General features: G+C 60.1%; 16 protein-coding genes. 9 read left to right on the top strand and 7 right to left on the bottom strand.

Annotation, left to right across the window (positions count from 1 at the left end):
* Positions 1-101 precede the first annotated feature (101 nt).
* Positions 102-356, bottom strand: a complete 255-nt coding sequence (locus C469_RS09605) for an ArsR/SmtB family transcription factor (protein ID WP_008006098.1) — start codon at positions 354-356, stop codon at positions 102-104.
* Positions 357-588: 232 nt separating this feature from the next.
* On the opposite strand from C469_RS09605, the gene C469_RS09600 reads away from it, so the two are divergent.
* Positions 589-1,095 (top strand): GbsR/MarR family transcriptional regulator, encoded by a 507-nt coding sequence (locus C469_RS09600; RefSeq protein WP_008006097.1) that lies wholly within the window; start codon positions 589-591, stop codon positions 1,093-1,095.
* Here the strand turns inward: C469_RS09600 and C469_RS09595 are convergent, their stop codons facing one another.
* Entirely contained in the window at positions 1,096-1,647 is a 552-nt protein-coding gene (locus C469_RS09595) for a hypothetical protein (protein WP_049911227.1), read from the bottom strand.
* Positions 1,648-1,903: 256 nt separating this feature from the next.
* Between C469_RS09595 and C469_RS09590 the strand changes: the two genes are divergently transcribed.
* Positions 1,904-2,374 carry an FKBP-type peptidyl-prolyl cis-trans isomerase gene (locus tag C469_RS09590; protein WP_008006095.1) on the top strand — a complete coding sequence of 157 codons (471 nt, stop codon included), beginning with the start codon at positions 1,904-1,906 and terminating at the stop codon, positions 2,372-2,374.
* A gap of 51 nt (positions 2,375-2,425) precedes the next feature.
* Here C469_RS09590 and C469_RS16330 read toward each other — a convergent pair whose 3' ends face one another.
* On the bottom strand, positions 2,426-3,283 hold the full coding sequence (locus C469_RS16330) for a hypothetical protein (protein ID WP_082230127.1): 858 nt from the start codon (positions 3,281-3,283) through the stop codon (positions 2,426-2,428).
* A gap of 334 nt (positions 3,284-3,617) precedes the next feature.
* On the opposite strand from C469_RS16330, the gene C469_RS16325 reads away from it, so the two are divergent.
* Both C469_RS16325 and C469_RS09585 read left to right on the top strand, forming a co-directional pair.
* On the top strand, positions 3,618-3,785 hold the full coding sequence (locus C469_RS16325) for a DUF1059 domain-containing protein (RefSeq protein ID WP_008006094.1): 168 nt from the start codon (positions 3,618-3,620) through the stop codon (positions 3,783-3,785).
* A gap of 252 nt (positions 3,786-4,037) precedes the next feature.
* Complete coding sequence (locus tag C469_RS09585) at positions 4,038-4,469, top strand: hypothetical protein (RefSeq protein ID WP_008006093.1); 432 nt, start codon at positions 4,038-4,040, stop codon at positions 4,467-4,469.
* On the opposite strand, the gene C469_RS09580 is transcribed toward C469_RS09585, so the two are convergent.
* Together C469_RS09580 and C469_RS09575 are read right to left on the bottom strand one after the other, a co-directional pair.
* Positions 4,466-4,897, bottom strand: a complete 432-nt coding sequence (locus tag C469_RS09580) for a thiol-disulfide oxidoreductase DCC family protein (RefSeq protein WP_008006092.1) — start codon at positions 4,895-4,897, stop codon at positions 4,466-4,468. The two genes, C469_RS09585 and C469_RS09580, sit on opposite strands and share 4 nt — an antisense overlap.
* Positions 4,894-5,598 carry a YqjF family protein gene (locus C469_RS09575; RefSeq protein WP_008006091.1) on the bottom strand — a complete coding sequence of 235 codons (705 nt, stop codon included), beginning with the start codon at positions 5,596-5,598 and terminating at the stop codon, positions 4,894-4,896. Before C469_RS09575 ends, C469_RS09580 begins: the two co-directional genes overlap by 4 nt.
* Positions 5,599-5,862: 264 nt before the next feature.
* On the opposite strand from C469_RS09575, the gene C469_RS09570 reads away from it, so the two are divergent.
* Positions 5,863-6,111 carry a hypothetical protein gene (locus tag C469_RS09570; RefSeq protein WP_008006090.1) on the top strand — a complete coding sequence of 83 codons (249 nt, stop codon included), beginning with the start codon at positions 5,863-5,865 and terminating at the stop codon, positions 6,109-6,111.
* Between the two features lie 118 nt (positions 6,112-6,229).
* Here the strand turns inward: C469_RS09570 and C469_RS09565 are convergent, their stop codons facing one another.
* Positions 6,230-7,396: an NAD(P)/FAD-dependent oxidoreductase gene (locus C469_RS09565; RefSeq protein WP_008006089.1), complete on the bottom strand. Its 1,167-nt coding sequence runs from the start codon at positions 7,394-7,396 to the stop codon at positions 6,230-6,232.
* A gap of 237 nt (positions 7,397-7,633) precedes the next feature.
* On the opposite strand from C469_RS09565, the gene C469_RS09560 reads away from it, so the two are divergent.
* From C469_RS09560 to C469_RS09545, 4 genes are all read left to right on the top strand, one after another.
* Positions 7,634-9,949: a PAS domain-containing protein gene (locus C469_RS09560; RefSeq protein WP_008006088.1), complete on the top strand. Its 2,316-nt coding sequence runs from the start codon at positions 7,634-7,636 to the stop codon at positions 9,947-9,949.
* 181 nt (positions 9,950-10,130) lie between these two features.
* Positions 10,131-10,748 carry a class I SAM-dependent methyltransferase gene (locus C469_RS09555; protein ID WP_008006086.1) on the top strand — a complete coding sequence of 206 codons (618 nt, stop codon included), beginning with the start codon at positions 10,131-10,133 and terminating at the stop codon, positions 10,746-10,748.
* Positions 10,749-11,480: 732 nt separating this feature from the next.
* Positions 11,481-12,566 carry a glycerol dehydrogenase gene (locus tag C469_RS09550; RefSeq protein WP_049911223.1) on the top strand — a complete coding sequence of 362 codons (1,086 nt, stop codon included), beginning with the start codon at positions 11,481-11,483 and terminating at the stop codon, positions 12,564-12,566.
* A gap of 173 nt (positions 12,567-12,739) precedes the next feature.
* The gene (locus C469_RS09545) at positions 12,740-13,708 is read left to right on the top strand and encodes an IclR family transcriptional regulator domain-containing protein (RefSeq protein ID WP_008006082.1); all 969 of its coding nucleotides are present in this window, start codon (positions 12,740-12,742) and stop codon (positions 13,706-13,708) included.
* A gap of 23 nt (positions 13,709-13,731) precedes the next feature.
* On the opposite strand, the gene C469_RS09540 is transcribed toward C469_RS09545, so the two are convergent.
* Positions 13,732-14,859, bottom strand: coding sequence for an ABC transporter ATP-binding protein (locus C469_RS09540; protein ID WP_049911221.1), 1,128 nt, complete (start codon positions 14,857-14,859; stop codon positions 13,732-13,734).
* Between the last annotated feature and the right edge of the window lie 118 nt (positions 14,860-14,977).

Here is a 14,977-nt window from a genome sequence, read left to right as displayed (position 1 = left end):
TCGGACGAGACGCCGAGCGGACATCGAGAGTGACCTCTCGGCAAATAAACAGTACACGTGACAGACGCGTTATGGTCCGTATTTCGGATCGACAGGGCCGGTCAGTCAGTGCTATCGTGGAATCTGACGACGAGCTGTTCGGTGGTCAGGGCATACACCGTCATCTCGCGGCCCTTCTCGGAGTACCACGTCTCGACCGGCGTGATCAGGTCCGCTTCGCAAAGCCGCTCGAGGTGATACGAGACGTTCTGTACCGATTGGTCAACAGACTTGGCGATATCGGATGCCGTTTTCGGCTCCGACTTGAGCGTACCCAGTATCTTCTGTGCCGACTCGGAGGACAGGACCTGAAGCACGTCAGTCGGCTCCTCTCGGTCGACGATAATGTTCGTTTCTTTACGGGGAGCGTGGGCGACTGGAGGCTGGTGTGGAAAGGCGCTGGCCATGGTTTGGGATTTCGGGGACAAGTTGTTCAGTTTATTCGGCTCTATCCGAACAAACGAATCAAACAATTTAATACTTACGGAATCCAATGCGAAGGTATGACTCAACAGACTGCCCATCACGTTGTGTCGACAACGGACATCCATGAGTGACGAAGATCGTGCCATCGCCCGCGAACGAGTCATCGAGTCGATGGAGCAGTCGGCGGAAGTCTACGGTCTCAGTCGAAGCGCAGGCAGAATCTACGGTGTGTTATACTTCTCCGAAGAACCGCTCTCGATCCCGGAGCTCGTCGACGAGACCGGCTACGCGAAATCGACGATCAGCAACGTCACCCGGACACTGACGCGGATCGGACTCATCCATCGCCGATCGTCGGCGGGCGGCGGACGACGCGTTCACTATACCGCCGAGCGGGAAATTTGGTTCAGCCTCCAAGACGTGTTCCAACAGTACGTCCTACGGGAGATACAGACGACGCTGCGGACGATTCGACGCGCGCAGGCGCAACTACCGGCCGATAGCGGGACCGAGTCCGAACGGATCGAAGAGCTTCAAGAGACGTATGAACATTTCCAAGAGATAGTCACGCTCGCGTCAGACTTCACCGCCGCGGAACTCCGAGACGCTCTCGAATCCTACGACCGCTAGTCACCAGTGTACGGTGTACTGACAGGTGTCGTCCCCGTTACGACGACAGGTCTCTCCGGTTTCCTCGAGAAAGACGAACGCGTCGACGGACGCGTACTGCCTGGCGACGCCGCGGATGAGCCCTCGGTCGAACGGACACGGATACGGCGTGTGACAGGTGAGTTCGCCGCTTCGATCTCCCGTCCGCTCGAACTCGTAGGAGCCGATGTCGCCGCCACGGTGGTTCTGCCGATAGGCGTCGTCGATCGACCGAAGGCCCGCGGACACGGTATCGAAGTCGTTCGGCCACGCCGCGACCGTCGGGAGCTGTTCCCCGAGCCGATCGAGGACGTGCGGCTGTAACTCCTCGGCGATCGTCTCGAAGGCGTTTAGCCACGTCTGTTGAGAATACCACTCGTCGGGAGCCGGATCAGCGATGCCTTCCGCAGCAAGCGCCCGTCGCGCTCGTTCCTGATACGGTTCAGAGAAACGCCCCATCGCCTCTTCAACGATCGTCAGTACCGTTTGACCGTTCACCTCTACGTCTTGGTCAAACGCTTCATAGGTGACCATTAGGCGTATCACTATGTTGAATCAGCAAAGTAACTTCGGTGTATGGGGGTTCCGCTCCGACTGAGCGTTCGCTCAGGTTGTTTCAAACCGAGTATGCGCCTTCCGACAGAGCGCTCCGTCGATCTCGTACCGATCAGGAGACGTCGCGCTTCGCAGGAGATGTCGCGCCCCGCAGGAGAGCGGACGCCGCTCGGACGGAGGCCGCCTGTCGGCGCTCGATGCAACAGACTTTCCGTGTGGCACGTCTCGTGCTCGTATGACGATAGCTACCGGCGACTCCGTGACGCTCGAGTACACCGGCCGACTCGACGACGAAACCGTGTTCGACACCTCCCGGAAATCCGTCGCCGAGGAGGCGGGCCTCGCGGAGGCTCAGCCCGACCGAGAGTACGCGCCTCTGACGGTCGAAATCGGTGACGAACAGGTCATCGAGGGGATGGAGGAGGGGCTGATCGGCCTCGAGGTCGGGGAGACCGAAACGCTGACGATCCCGCCGGAGAAGGCCTACGGCGAGCCCAGCGACGACCACATTCAGGAGTTCGAAACCGACGAACTCCGAGAGATGCTCGGCGGGCAGACGCCCGAAGAGGGGTCCTTCCTCGAGGCGCAGAACGGCAGCCAAGGCGAAGTGGTCCACGTCGACGAGGAGGTCGTTCGAGTGGATTTCAACCCGCGCCTCGCCGGCGAAACGCTGACGTTCGACGTCGAGATCATCGAGGTCAACTGAATCGCCTCGCCCGGACGTGTCCGTCTGATCGAGGTAGTGACTCTACGCTGATCAGAGGTGCGAATCCGAAGAAGTCTCAACGTCATATTCATATCCAAGCTTCTCACGTAGCCGACGGAACGCGTCCAATATCCGTTCTCCGTCTTCACCAGCGGGAATCTCGACTCGTGCTGGCGGAGGTGCACTCTCCGGACCCAGAACCCGCCCAACCGTTCGATCGAGTAATGACTCCTCGGACGCCGGCTGCCAATCGAGACGCAAGAGGTTCTCAGAAAACAGTGCGGTCACTTGCCTCATCCGTTCTAAATCGTATGACGCACTCTTGTCTCTATCGGAGCGATACAGAGAGTTCCATTGCAACTCATACGCGGTACCGTCAGTTGTCCACGAGGCAAGCCCACCACGCGGAACGATAGCCGACCCTCGCACCTGAGCAAACGTCTCGTTCAATTTCTCAATCACGCCCTTGTGTCCCTCCGCGTTGATCTCTCGGATGTGTGCCTCATGCGGCACCGAGCGATACAGCCACGACTGGTCGGTCAGAACTGCAAACTCGACGAAGTAGAACAGGCGGTCCGTCCACGCAGCAGGATCACCGTCCGGGATCTCGAGTAGTGACTCGACCAACGCCCGGTCCTCGGGAAGCGACGCTCGAAATTCATGATCCGAGCCGACAAAGACACATTTCGAATCGGGAACCTGCACTAACTCCCGTCGTACTGTGTCAAATTGACCGTGTTTCGGATCAAGCCCTAGGTGGACAACGGTTCCGTGGTCCATTAGAACACTGATCGCCCGGTTCTCGACCGTCACTCCGCCGAGCTCGTCCCAGTCCTTCACACCGGGTAGACTCCGCGAGACGAGTCTATGTGTCGGTGCTGCAGCATCGAACTGCTCTGTGAATTCCATTGCTGTTCCGTACTCTCTGGTTTGTTGAGATCCTCGGCAGTGAAATATTCTGATCCGGTTGCGGTCAATACAGGGGACTCACGCACTGACGGAGAACAACGATCTGCCCGTCTTATCCCAAGACCGTCGTGCGAGATACAGCGGCTGAAGTCAGCACGACGACTTCGCTTACTTCCCGCCGAATCGGATGAACCATCCGTTCGTTGAACGTGCCGACCTATGGCGAACACGCCCGTTCTCCTTGGGGTCGTGAAGTCGGCCGGGTAGCACATGCGTATCTGCCATTAGTGGGTTAATACCAATAATGCGGTAACACACATCCTACAGTTGGACTATGCAGAGACTCGAGTGCCTCGTAGACGGATGTAGCGCCACCATTGAAGCTGAGACTGAAGAAGAGGTCATGGCTCAAGCGGAAGAACACGCGAAAAGTTCACACCCCGAACTTGAACTGGACGACGAGACCGTGGAAAAAATCAGATCAAGTATTATACAGGTCTGAGAGTAGGAACCGTACCAATCGGAGCATCAGCCTCCTGTATTGGCCGATCCGATCAGCTGGCTTTGACAGCACACCTGTGCGAGATACGCAGCTTTCAGTGATCAGCTGTTTCAGACGAGAACGTATCTAATAAATAGGGTTTCAATAGAGCTGTGATAGCCTGTACCAGTCACGTCCACCCTCCCCCGTCCTACGGTGTCGGCTGAGAGTATCCCCACTTCCAATACCCCTCCGGTCGAATACCGTCTACTGATGGTCCTCCACCCAGTTCTCGAAGCCGGATTCCTCATCTGCGGCACGTTCACCGTCGTTCTGGGAACCGTTCACTTTGCCATGCCGTGGCTACTGGACTTCGACGGCGCGATACCGCTCGATGGAGACTCGTTGCGTCCGCTTACTCTGTTCATCGTCACATACCAGACGAAGCGGTCGGATATCCGCGGGATCGCGCAGATTATGAATCACGCCGTCAGCTACACCCTCGTTTCGATCGGAATCGTCGATCTACTGGCGTCGCGCTGGCTTGCGGCGTGGTTCGCGCCGTACCTGCTCGCGTGGATCGCTGGCTGGTGGTTTCTCCGCGCGGCGACACAGCGTCACATGGGGTCTCGACCTGGCGATCGGCTGGTCGCAGCCGGCTTCACGCTCATCGGCGTGTTTCACCTCGCGGTCGCTGTGAGTTAGAGAAACCGATCGCTGACGTCCTCGTCGGGGATCATACACTGGTCTTTCCGGCCGAACCAGTCGTAGCGGTTGTCGGCGACGACGTCATACAGGGGATCGCGGAGACCGCTTGGAATAAGCCGCCCGACGCGTGCCGCGCGATACGGCCAGCCGAGCAGTTCCGCAACGCGGATTGCGGCGTCTGATTTCGTATACAATTGCTCCCCCTCAACGAGAACGAACGAGTCGAATCCCTCCGTCGGAAGGCCGTGCCGAGTCAGTAGGTCCTGTCCCGCGTCGGACTGTAGCGCGGCGAACTGGAGTCGCCCGTCGGGGTCTCGAGGGATCAGAACGGACACGAGCCCGTTACAGAGATTACAGACGCCGTCGAACAACACAACTGCCTCGCCCGACGCGACACCCGCATCGGCATCTGTCTCAGCGGTCATTCTGCACCCTCCCGTAGCCGTTTGCTCCGAGACGCGACCACGTCCAGCCCTGGGCTGTAGTAGTACACCGGTTCTGTGTCCGGTCGGGCGAAGCCATCGGCCCGCAACAGGGTATCGGTTTCGACGGACGCGGCGGCCGGGTACAACGTCCACGTGTCGTGATCGACGTCGGTGTAGCGGATCGAGCCGTCGGGCGCTTCGGTGTAGAAGCGATAACGCTCGACGAGGAACTCCCCGAGTGGATCCGTCGGTGCGTCGAACGGTTCGCCGGTCGGCCAGTAGGTAGCCTCGTAGCGGCCGGGGCGGGAACCGGGATGGCGGCGCCGGCTCTCGAACCGGGCGCGACCGTCGCTCATCTCCAGCGCGATCCGGGCGTAGTAGTACGGCAGGTGATGGAACAGGCGGGCTCCGGTGACGCTGGCGAGTCCCTGTGCATCGAGGCTGAAGAAGTAGACGCTGGGCACGCCGTCACGAGTGACGTACGTCCGGACGTTGATCTCCGGGAGCCGCACGCCGAGCCGTCGCGGAAGCCCTTTCGGCCGGACGGCGACGTTCGTGAACGGGATCACCGAGAGCCACGCGGTCCCGTCGTGAGTGTCCGCACTCAGCGACGCGGGGAGACGGGCGTCCATCAGCTCCGGCTCGACCGGCCAGTTCTCGAACAACAGGTGGCGCCAGCCCATCTCCAACGGAACGACCATAGCGGGTAGTTGGGGTCACCGACGGAAGTTCCTCACGGTACAGTCGGTAGGATCGCCGGATGTCACCCGTCAGACGAGCGGGAGCGTGATCCAGCAGTTGACATCCTCCTCGCACTCAAGCGCGAGGATTCCTCCGTGGGGGTTCGGCTACCGCCCCACGGGGACGACTTGCGGGTTCGTGCTCACCTGTTTGGACGTTCTCCTCTGTTGAAATAATCGTTCTGATAAAGAACAGTCATATCGATATTCTGCTAATGAATTCATATGTGGCCGCTGAGGGAACTCACAGCAGGTCTGAAAGAATTTGCCTTTCATGAGGTCCGAAACTGGATCAAAACGGTAGGAGATATACTCATATGGGCTATTAGTTTCGTTCTCATCGGTAGTCTCCTCGAATTTTCACTTGCTGACGAATTTCAGCAGATTGGCCTGCTCGTGACACTGGTTGCAGCGACAGCCGTCACCTACCTTGTTACTTCTCTGAAAACTGTCGTCTTGATGAGCGTCGACTGAGCGATACAGACGGTTCACTCGGCGTTGCGATCCGACGTACGATACTGAGTGAACGCACGTCGTCGGGACGTGTGCGACGGTTCCGGCAGGGTTCCTCACACGGCCGTCAGACCGCCGTTCAGGCGACGCTTCGCTCGGTGAGCGTCTCGCCGCGCTCGAACCGGTCGCCCGAGAGCGGCGAGACGTCGAGGCGGTCCGTCTCCCCGTCGACGACGAGATCGGCGGCGATCCCTCCGGCGGCGGGCGCGTGCTGGAACCCGTGTCCGGAGAACCCGGCGACGGTCACGAGGCCGGGGACCGTCTCCTCGACGATCGGGTGGCGGTCGGGCGTGACCGCGTACAGCCCGGCCCAACCGCGTTTGATCCGGGTGTCTAGCCCGAAGTATTCGGCGTAGTCGGCAGCGTTCTCGACCGCTCGCGCCGCCCACTCGAGGTCCATTCCCTCGTCGTAGGCGTCGGGGTCTCGGTCGGGGTCGTCCCCACCGAAGTGGCCGCCGACGAGCGCCGCCCCGTCCCGCTCGGGCCGGAAGTACGACCCGCACTCGAGGTCGATCGTCAGCGGGACCGACTCCGGGACCGGCGGCGTCGGGTCGACCACGGCGATCTGTCTCCGCCGGGGCGCGATCGGGAGGTCGACGCCGGCCATCTCGCCGATGTTTGCGGCCCAGGCGCCGGCCGCGTTGACGACGCAGTCGACCTCGTGACGCTCGGGTCCCTCCCCGCCGACCCCTCGCACGTCAGCGCCGACGACGCGGTCGCCCTCGCGGTGGAGGCCGGTGACGGCCGTCTTCGTCCGGACGTCGACGCCCAGCTCGCGGGCGGCCTCGGCGTACCCTTGGACGGCGAGGTTCGGGTCGGCGATCCCGTCGTCGGGGTTGTACGTCGCCGCGACGAACGGCTCCGGGTCGAGACCCGGACAGCGTTCGGCCGCCTCCGCGGGCGTGAGCAGTTCGCTCGCCGCGCCGAGCTCCCGTTGCATGTCGACGTTCTCGCGGAACCGCTCGGCCGCCTCCTCCGTCCGGGCGAGAAACAGGTAGCCGGTCTTCCGAAGCCCGATGTCCACGCCGAACCGGTCCTCGAAGGCGTTCCACACGTCCTTGCTGGCGAGCGAGAGCTCGACGTTCACGCGCGAGGAGAACTGCGACCGGATCCCGCCGGCCGAGCGGGCGGTGCTCCCGTTTCCGAGCGATCCCTTCTCGACGAGGGTCACGTTCGCGCCCCGGTCGGCCAACGAGTACGCGGCCGAGAGCCCGACGACTCCCCCGCCGACGACGAGTGCGTCCATACCCCTCGATCGCGCTCCAGTACATAAACGTACGACGCCGATCGGTCGAGTCGGTGAGTCGCGGATCCGTCGATGCCTTCCCGGGGAGTTCACCGTTGATATCATCCCCAATTTAAAAGCGGAGATTCTCGAGCTCCTGAGATACTCAACTGCTCAGCGGTGCGGCCGGCGACGCTCGCACACGGGCGACCCCTTGCTTACCTACTTAACCCTCGGACGTTTCGACATTGGATATCTATGAGTAAATCCACCGCGTCGATCCAGGTCCTCCACGTGGATGATGATCCGGCGTTCGGCGAGCTCGTCGGAACGTACCTCGGCCGCGAGGACGATCGAATGACCGTCCGAACAGCGACCACTCCCCCCGACGGATTGGATCTCATTGGGGCTCACGATATCGACTGCGTCGTCTCGGATTACGACATGGCCGAGCGGAACGGGATCGAATTTCTCGAGGCCGTCCGCGAACGGTATCCCGATCTCCCCTTCATTCTCTATACCGGCAAAGGCTCGGAAGAGATCGCTAGCGAAGCCATCTCGATGGGCGTCACTGACTATCTGCAGAAGGAAGCCGGCACGAGTCAGTATACGGTCTTAGCCAATCGGATCAGCAATGCCGTCGAACAACACCGCTCTCGGCAAGCGGTACAAGAAACCGAACGGAAGCTCTCGGAAGTCGCCGAACGGACAGATGACATTCTCTTCATGGTCAGCGGGGACTGGAGCGAACTGCTCTTCGTCAACTCAGCCTATGAAACGGTCTGGGGCGGCTCGATCGAGGAGTTAGAAGCGGACCCGGCGGCATTCATCGAGTACGTCCATCTCGACGACCGGGAGCGGGCCCGCGCATCACTGGAGCGGCTCACGAACGGAGACCCCTCTCAGATCGAGTACCGCGTCGTTCGACCTGACGGCGAGCAGCGGTGGGTCCGCGGTGACACCCAGCCCATTCTGAGCGACGATGGAGACGTGGTTCGAATCGTGGGCCAAGTCCGCGACATTACGAGCGAGAAGGAACGGACGCTCCACCTCGAGACGATCATCGGGAACCTCCCGGGATACGTGTACCGTCACGCGTACGACCCGGAGTATCCGCTCCAATTCGTCAAAGGCGACGCCGAGTCGATCACTGGCTACACGACGAGCGAGTTGGAAGACGACGTCGTTCTCGCAGAGGAGATCATCCATCCAGAGGATCGCGGGGACCTCTGGGCCGACCATCTCGAGGGGATTGAATCGATGGGCCGGTTCGATTCGACGTATCGCATCATCACCAAAGACGGCGATACGCGGTGGATTCGCGATCAGGGGCAGTTGATCGAAGACCCTGTCACCGGAGAGAAGGCCATTGACGGGTTCATAACTGACGTGTCAGAGCACGTCAAGGACAAACAGGAACTCGAGAGCCAACAGGAGTTTATCGACGAAAGTCTCGGTGCACTACAGGACGTCTACTACGGGGTCACCGAGGACGGCGAGCTGCGTCGGTGGAACGACCGCATTCCGGACGTAAGCGGCTACGCTGCGGAGGAACTCGACGGAATCGATGTCACCGAGTTCTTCGGTGCCGAAGACGGCGACCGGATCAGGGAAACCATCGAAGAAGCGGTGGAAACGGGGTCGAGCTCAGTTCGGGCGAACGTCATTACGGCGGACGGCGAACGGGTTCCGTACGAATTCCGGAAGGCCCGCTTAACGGTCCCTAATCAGGAGGGAATCGCGGTCGTTGGTGTCGGTCGAGACGTCTCTGAGCAGGTTGCACGCGAACGGGAGCTCGAACGAATACGTGACTTCTTCACGGAAGCCGAACAGCTGGGAAACCTGGGAGCGTGGGAGTTTGATGCGGACGGATCGCTCGTGTGGACGGCCGGGACTCGGCGGATTCACGGAGTCGACGACGAGTTCGACCCAACAATGGAGAAAGCGCTCGAGTTCTTCCATCCCGAGGATCGGTCCACGATCGAACAGGCGGTCGAAGCGGCGCTCGAGAACGGGGAATCATACGAGGAGGAGCTCCGCCTGATCACCGCCCAGGGCGACCAGCGGTGGGTTCGGACACGGAGCAAAGCGATCGCCGACGACGAGCGGCGAACTGTTCGCGGCTTCATGCAAGACATCACCGAACAAAAAGAGCGCGAGCGAGAGCTCCGGACTGCCCACACCCAGTTGGAGAACGCTATCGAAGCAGGGGCTGTCGGAACGTGGGAGTGGCACATTCCGGAGGATCGGCTCGTCGCGGGCAAAGGGTCGGCGAACATATTTGGTGTGGATCCGGAGGTGGTCCAGCAGGGTGTCGGACTCAGCCGGTTCGTCGCGAAGATCCACGAAGCGGATCGCGAGCGGGTCGAAGAACGGATCGAGGCCGCGGTCGCCGCGTGTAGTGACTACGAGACGGAATACCGTGTCTGGAACGCCGACGGCGAGTTGCGGTGGGTGCTCGCTCGCGGTCAGGTGGTAAGCGACGCGGATGGAGACCCCCTCCGATTCTCCGGCGTCCTCGTCGATATCACCGAGCTAAAACAGAACGAACGGCAGTTCGATGCAGATTCGTAAGTTGGATGCAGATTCGTAACCACGCTGCACGCGATACCGGTGTTCGACGTCAGTCCGGTCGATTCTATTTTGATCGCATTTAAACGGGATACGTCACTTATCAACGATTCACGCAGCGCCGTCGATTCTGCGATCAGACGCCGGCCGACGGCGTTATACGTCTTTGCCAGAGTCGATACACGTGGATCTCAACTCCGTCCGAAACACGTGGACAGACCGGGCGGGCGAATACTCACCGGCGTACTACGCCCATTACGGTCCGAACGAGACGAGTACGGTGATCCGCGACATCCTCGGCGGGCACCTCCCTCGCGACGCGGCTGTCCTCGAACTCGGGTGCGGTTCGGGCCGTCACCTGAAGCACCTCGCCGACCACGGCTTCGAGGACCTCTCGGGCGTCGACATCAACGCCGAGGCCTTCGACACGATGCGGGAGACGTACCCCGAACTCGCCGCCGACGGCACGTTTCACTGCGGCCCGATAGAGGAGGTCATCGAGGAGTTCGACGACGGACGGTTCGACGCGGTTTACTCGGTCGAGACGCTCCAACACCTCCATCCCGACGTCGAGTGGGTCTTCGAGGAGGTGGCCAGAATCACCGGCGACATCCTCGTCACGGCGGAGATCGAGGGACCGATACGCGACACGTCGTCCGACCCAGACGTGAACTACGTCGACGACGACACTCCCCTGTACTACCGAGACTGGAGCCGCATCTTCACCGCGCTCGATCTCGTCGAGATCGACGTCGTCAGCGGTGAGCGAGACACCGTTCGGACCTTTCGCGTGTCCGACTAACCGCCGGTCTCGGTGGAGCGAGGACCGTCTCGTGGCGGTGACTGCTCGCACCCGGGAAAACCCCCCGAGGACACTAAATTATATATTTTAAATACCATCTCTATTATTGATATGTGGCGTTGATCGGGTCTGATCCGCGGTGTACGAGTAGATCACAAGCCGAACTACAGCCGGACACCGGTCGGTATCGCAAACGCGTTGCGGTCGGTGAAGCCGTGTGTCTGCTCGACGACACGCACTAATAGTTGTATGCCTCTTTCGTCATGTATCGAACAAATAGACAGATAATACGCATATGAGAAACAGAATATGATATTTAAATCTATTTCTACGGATGTCTCTGAAGAATATGATATTTAAATCTATTTCTACGGATGTCTCTGAAGAATATGATATTTAAATCTATTTCTACGGATGTCTCTGAAGAATATGACGTGAATCACGCGGAGCTCCTCGTCGATAACACGAGTTCACTTCACCGGGGCTCTCCGAAACATGATCTCAACTTCGGCTACGAACGACACGGCGATCGGAACGGAGGCACTTATGTCAGTTATAAACTGATAATAACTTATTATCGGATTACAAACTATTTGTGGTATCGAATCGGGGAACCGCTACCGAGAGCGTCGATCTTCCTCTCGCGCGGAGTCCGCTCGTCAGCACGCCACTGAGTTGACATCGCCGAGCCGAGACCATACACTAATCACAATCCGAATTCAACAGACACGTATGACGCGAACATTTGCCGGTCCCGGCCGATACACCCAATCTGCGGGCGTGTTGGATCGACTCGGGAAACTGGCCGAACGACACGGGCAAACCGCGCTCGTCATCGCCGACGACACGGTCTGGGAGCTAACGGCTGAAACCGTCGAACGGAGTTTCGAATCCGCGGCCGGAACGTTCGAACGCGTTCGTTTCAGCGGTGACTGCACCGTTGAGGAGATCGATCGCCTGACCCGTGCTGCCGTGGAAACGGATGCCGATCTGGCGGTCGGTATTGGCGGAGGCAAATCACTCGATACGGCGAAATCGGTCGCCGCTCGGCGTGAGTTGCCCGTCGGATCGGTTCCGACGATTGCGGCGACCGATTCGCCGACGAGCAGTATCTCGATCGTGTACGGAGAAGACGGGTCGGTCGTCGAGGCCGAAAAACACCGCCGTCATCCGGAGTTCGTTCTCGTCGACACGGCCGTCATCGCACAGGCGCCGACCCGCTGGTTCGTGTCTGGGATCGGCGACGCGCTGGCAACGTGCTACGAAGCGACGGCGACGTGGGAGAGCGGCGGGACGACGGTGTTCGAAGACCGTCCCGCGTACGCCGGTCGCGCGCTTGCACAGACGTGTTACCGATTGCTCCGTGATCGCGGCAAGGGGGCGGTTCGAGCGGTCGAGTCGGATTCAGTGACCGAAAACGTCGAAGCCGTTACGGAGGCGATCGTCCTGCTGAGTGGGCTCGGCTTCGAGAACGGCGGGCTCGCGGCTGCACACGCGATCCACGACGGGCTGACAACGCTGCCCGGGGCGGAATCGGCGACGCACGGAGAGAAAGTGACGATCGGACTGTTAGCGCAGCTCATTCTCGAGGGTGCGACCGACGAGGAGTTCGCGGACATCAGGGCGTTCGCGGTCTCGGTCGGATTACCGACCGACCTGTCGGGCCTCGGCGTGACGGACCCGTCGGACGCGGAGCTCGAAGCGGTCGGACGCGTCGCAACCGACCCTTCGGGACCGATCCGGAACGAACCGGTCGACGTTTCGCGAGAACAGGTCGCCGACGCCCTCCAAGTCATCGACACCTTCGATCCGAGCTAACAACAGCCTTTGGAATTACACGTGTACTTTTGTAATGATGGCGGATTCAATTAGCAGTACCTCTGGATCCGATCTGAGAGAACAGTCGCTGTCGATATTCTGTTAACGTGAACAAACTGTCTGGTTGTTCTCTCTTGGGAAAAGTATATATTGTTCGATAATGAGGTACATACATGGAATCAGACGAGGCGAACGGCGACGCTCCCCGAACGGTACAAGCCGTCGAGACCGCCTTCGAGATCATGGAATACCTCGACTCGCACGGTCAAGCCGGGGTCACGGAGCTTTCCAAATCGCTCGACATCTCGAAAAGTGCCGTGCATCGCCACCTCGCGACACTCGTTTCCGCCGACCGCGTGATGAACGTCGACGGCGTCTATCGGCCGTCGGTACGAGACGTCTGTGGCGTCGATCCCGTCTTCGAGATAATCGAGGTACTCAAGGAGACAGACAGCGCTACGCCGCAGGAGATCGCCGAAGCGACGGACCGACACGAATCCACGATAACCGCGTCTCTCGACCGACTCGAGGAGTCGGCCTACGTCGTCGAGCGGAACGGAGCGTATCAGAACGGCCTCAAGTTCCTCGACATCGGAGAACGGGTCAAATACAACACGGGTATCTTCGATATCGTCGCCGAGGAAGTTGACAAGCTAGCGGCCGAAAGCGGCGAACTCGCGTTGTTCAGCGTGATCGAGCACGGACAGAACGTCCTGCTCTACAAGGCGCACGGGGAGGAAGCGATCCAGACGACACACGAGATCGGACTTCGCGAGCCGTTACACTGTAGCGGTCTCGGAAAGGCGATCCTCGCCGAGCTCCCCGACGATCGCGTCCGCAGTATCGTCGACGAACACGGACTGTCCGCGTTCACGGAGAACACGATCACCGACGTGGACACGCTGCTCGAATCACTTCGAGAGATTCGAGAACGCGGATACGCGTTGGACATGGAGGAAGCGAAGCCGGGGATGCGATGTGTCGCAGCGTCGGTCACCAGCGAGAACAGCTCCCTCCACGGTGCAGTCAGTATCGCGGCGCCGAAAAGCAGAATGCAGGGCGAGCAGCTCGAATCGGCGATTCCGGAACTGGTGCAGGGCGCGGCGAACGTCATCGAACTGAATTCGATCTACGTCGAGTAACCGGTTCGATAGTGAGAACGGATCTACGAGACTGACTCGACCGATTGGTTCGTCGACTGTTCCGCTAACGCGAATAGATTCAGCTCTGTTTCCGTATCAAACAAGTGAACGTTCTCCTCGTCGAACCGGACGTACACCGTATCGCCAACAGTCGGTTTCACGGCTGCCGAGACCCGGATCGTTATCTCCTGTCCGGCGATCTCCGCGTAGATGTAATTGTCACTGCCGACCGGTTCGACCACGTCAACCGTCGCTTGAACGGTCCGATCGGTCGGCGACTCGACGATTTCGAGGTCCTCTGGCCGGATGCCGAGCGTCAGATCCGACGTCGTCGTCGCGCCTCGGGCCGTCTCCGCAGTCGCCTTCGAGAGCGGGTACTCGAAGCCCTCTCCCACGAGGGTCCCCCCGTCGAGTCGAACGTCGAAGAAGTTCATTGCCGGACTGCCGATGAAGTCCGCGACAAAGCGGTTCGCGGGTCGATTGTAGATCTCGTCCGGCGTTCCGACCTGCTGGATGTGTCCCTCGGCGAGGATGACGATCCGGTCGGACATCGTCATCGCCTCCTCCTGGTCGTGGGTGACGTAGACGGTCGTCGTCTCGAGTTCGTCGTGGATCCGTTGGAGCTCGGTCCGCATGTGCATCTTCAGCTTCGCGTCGAGATTCGACAGCGGCTCGTCCATGAGGAACACCTCCGGCTCCCGGACGATGGCGCGGCCCGTTGCGACGCGCTGCTGTTGGCCGCCGGAGAGGCCCGCCGGTTTCTTTTCGAGGTGATCTTCGATCCCGAGCATCTCGGCCGCGTTTTCGACCCGCTCCCTGATTGCCTCCGCTGAGAGATCCGAAGTCAGCTTGAGCCCGTACGACAGGTTATCCCGAACCGTCATGTGCGGATACAGCGCGTAGTTCTGGAACACCATCGCGATCCCGCGGTCCCGGGGATGGATGTCGTTGATGACTCGATCGCCGATCCGGATCTCACCGCTGGAGATGTCCTCGAGTCCGGCGATCATTCGCAGGACGGTCGATTTCCCGGAGCCGGACGGCCCGAGCAACGCGACGAACTCGCCGTCCTCGATTTCCAAATTCACTTGCTCGACGGCGAGCACGTCGCCGTACGTTTTCTTTACATCGGTGAAGCTTACTCTACTCATGGACTACCGTGAGAACGTTTCACTATGTCGTATATATAAGTTTGCATCTTTCGTGAGGGTCTCACGCACTCGGGGCGATCGATAACAGCCTCGGAGCACGGGCCGCTCGTCGGATCGG

This window comes from Halorubrum lipolyticum DSM 21995 (genome assembly GCF_000337375.1).
Lineage (GTDB): Archaea > Halobacteriota > Halobacteria > Halobacteriales > Haloferacaceae > Halorubrum > Halorubrum lipolyticum.
Note: the sequence above shows the minus strand (reverse complement) of the source record. Positions and strands in the feature narration are given on the sequence as shown.

Excerpts from the sequence above, each read along its gene's own strand:
- C469_RS09540 (WP_049911221.1), bottom strand. The coding sequence starts at position 14,859 with ATGAGTAGAGTAAGCTTCACCGATGTAAAGAAAACGTACGGCGACGTG.
- C469_RS09595 (WP_049911227.1), bottom strand. The coding sequence starts at position 1,647 with ATGGTCACCTATGAAGCGTTTGACCAAGACGTAGAGGTGAACGGTCAA.
- C469_RS09560 (WP_008006088.1), top strand. The coding sequence starts at position 7,634 with ATGAGTAAATCCACCGCGTCGATCCAGGTCCTCCACGTGGATGATGAT.
- C469_RS16325 (WP_008006094.1), top strand. The coding sequence starts at position 3,618 with ATGCAGAGACTCGAGTGCCTCGTAGACGGATGTAGCGCCACCATTGAA.
- C469_RS09575 (WP_008006091.1), bottom strand. The coding sequence starts at position 5,598 with ATGGTCGTTCCGTTGGAGATGGGCTGGCGCCACCTGTTGTTCGAGAAC.
- C469_RS09585 (WP_008006093.1), top strand. The coding sequence starts at position 4,038 with ATGGTCCTCCACCCAGTTCTCGAAGCCGGATTCCTCATCTGCGGCACG.
- C469_RS09550 (WP_049911223.1), top strand. The coding sequence starts at position 11,481 with ATGACGCGAACATTTGCCGGTCCCGGCCGATACACCCAATCTGCGGGC.
- C469_RS09545 (WP_008006082.1), top strand. The coding sequence starts at position 12,740 with ATGGAATCAGACGAGGCGAACGGCGACGCTCCCCGAACGGTACAAGCC.
- C469_RS09565 (WP_008006089.1), bottom strand. The coding sequence starts at position 7,396 with ATGGACGCACTCGTCGTCGGCGGGGGAGTCGTCGGGCTCTCGGCCGCG.
- C469_RS09570 (WP_008006090.1), top strand. The coding sequence starts at position 5,863 with ATGTGGCCGCTGAGGGAACTCACAGCAGGTCTGAAAGAATTTGCCTTT.
- C469_RS16330 (WP_082230127.1), bottom strand. The coding sequence starts at position 3,283 with ATGGAATTCACAGAGCAGTTCGATGCTGCAGCACCGACACATAGACTC.
- C469_RS09590 (WP_008006095.1), top strand. The coding sequence starts at position 1,904 with ATGACGATAGCTACCGGCGACTCCGTGACGCTCGAGTACACCGGCCGA.
- C469_RS09600 (WP_008006097.1), top strand. The coding sequence starts at position 589 with ATGAGTGACGAAGATCGTGCCATCGCCCGCGAACGAGTCATCGAGTCG.
- C469_RS09580 (WP_008006092.1), bottom strand. The coding sequence starts at position 4,897 with ATGACCGCTGAGACAGATGCCGATGCGGGTGTCGCGTCGGGCGAGGCA.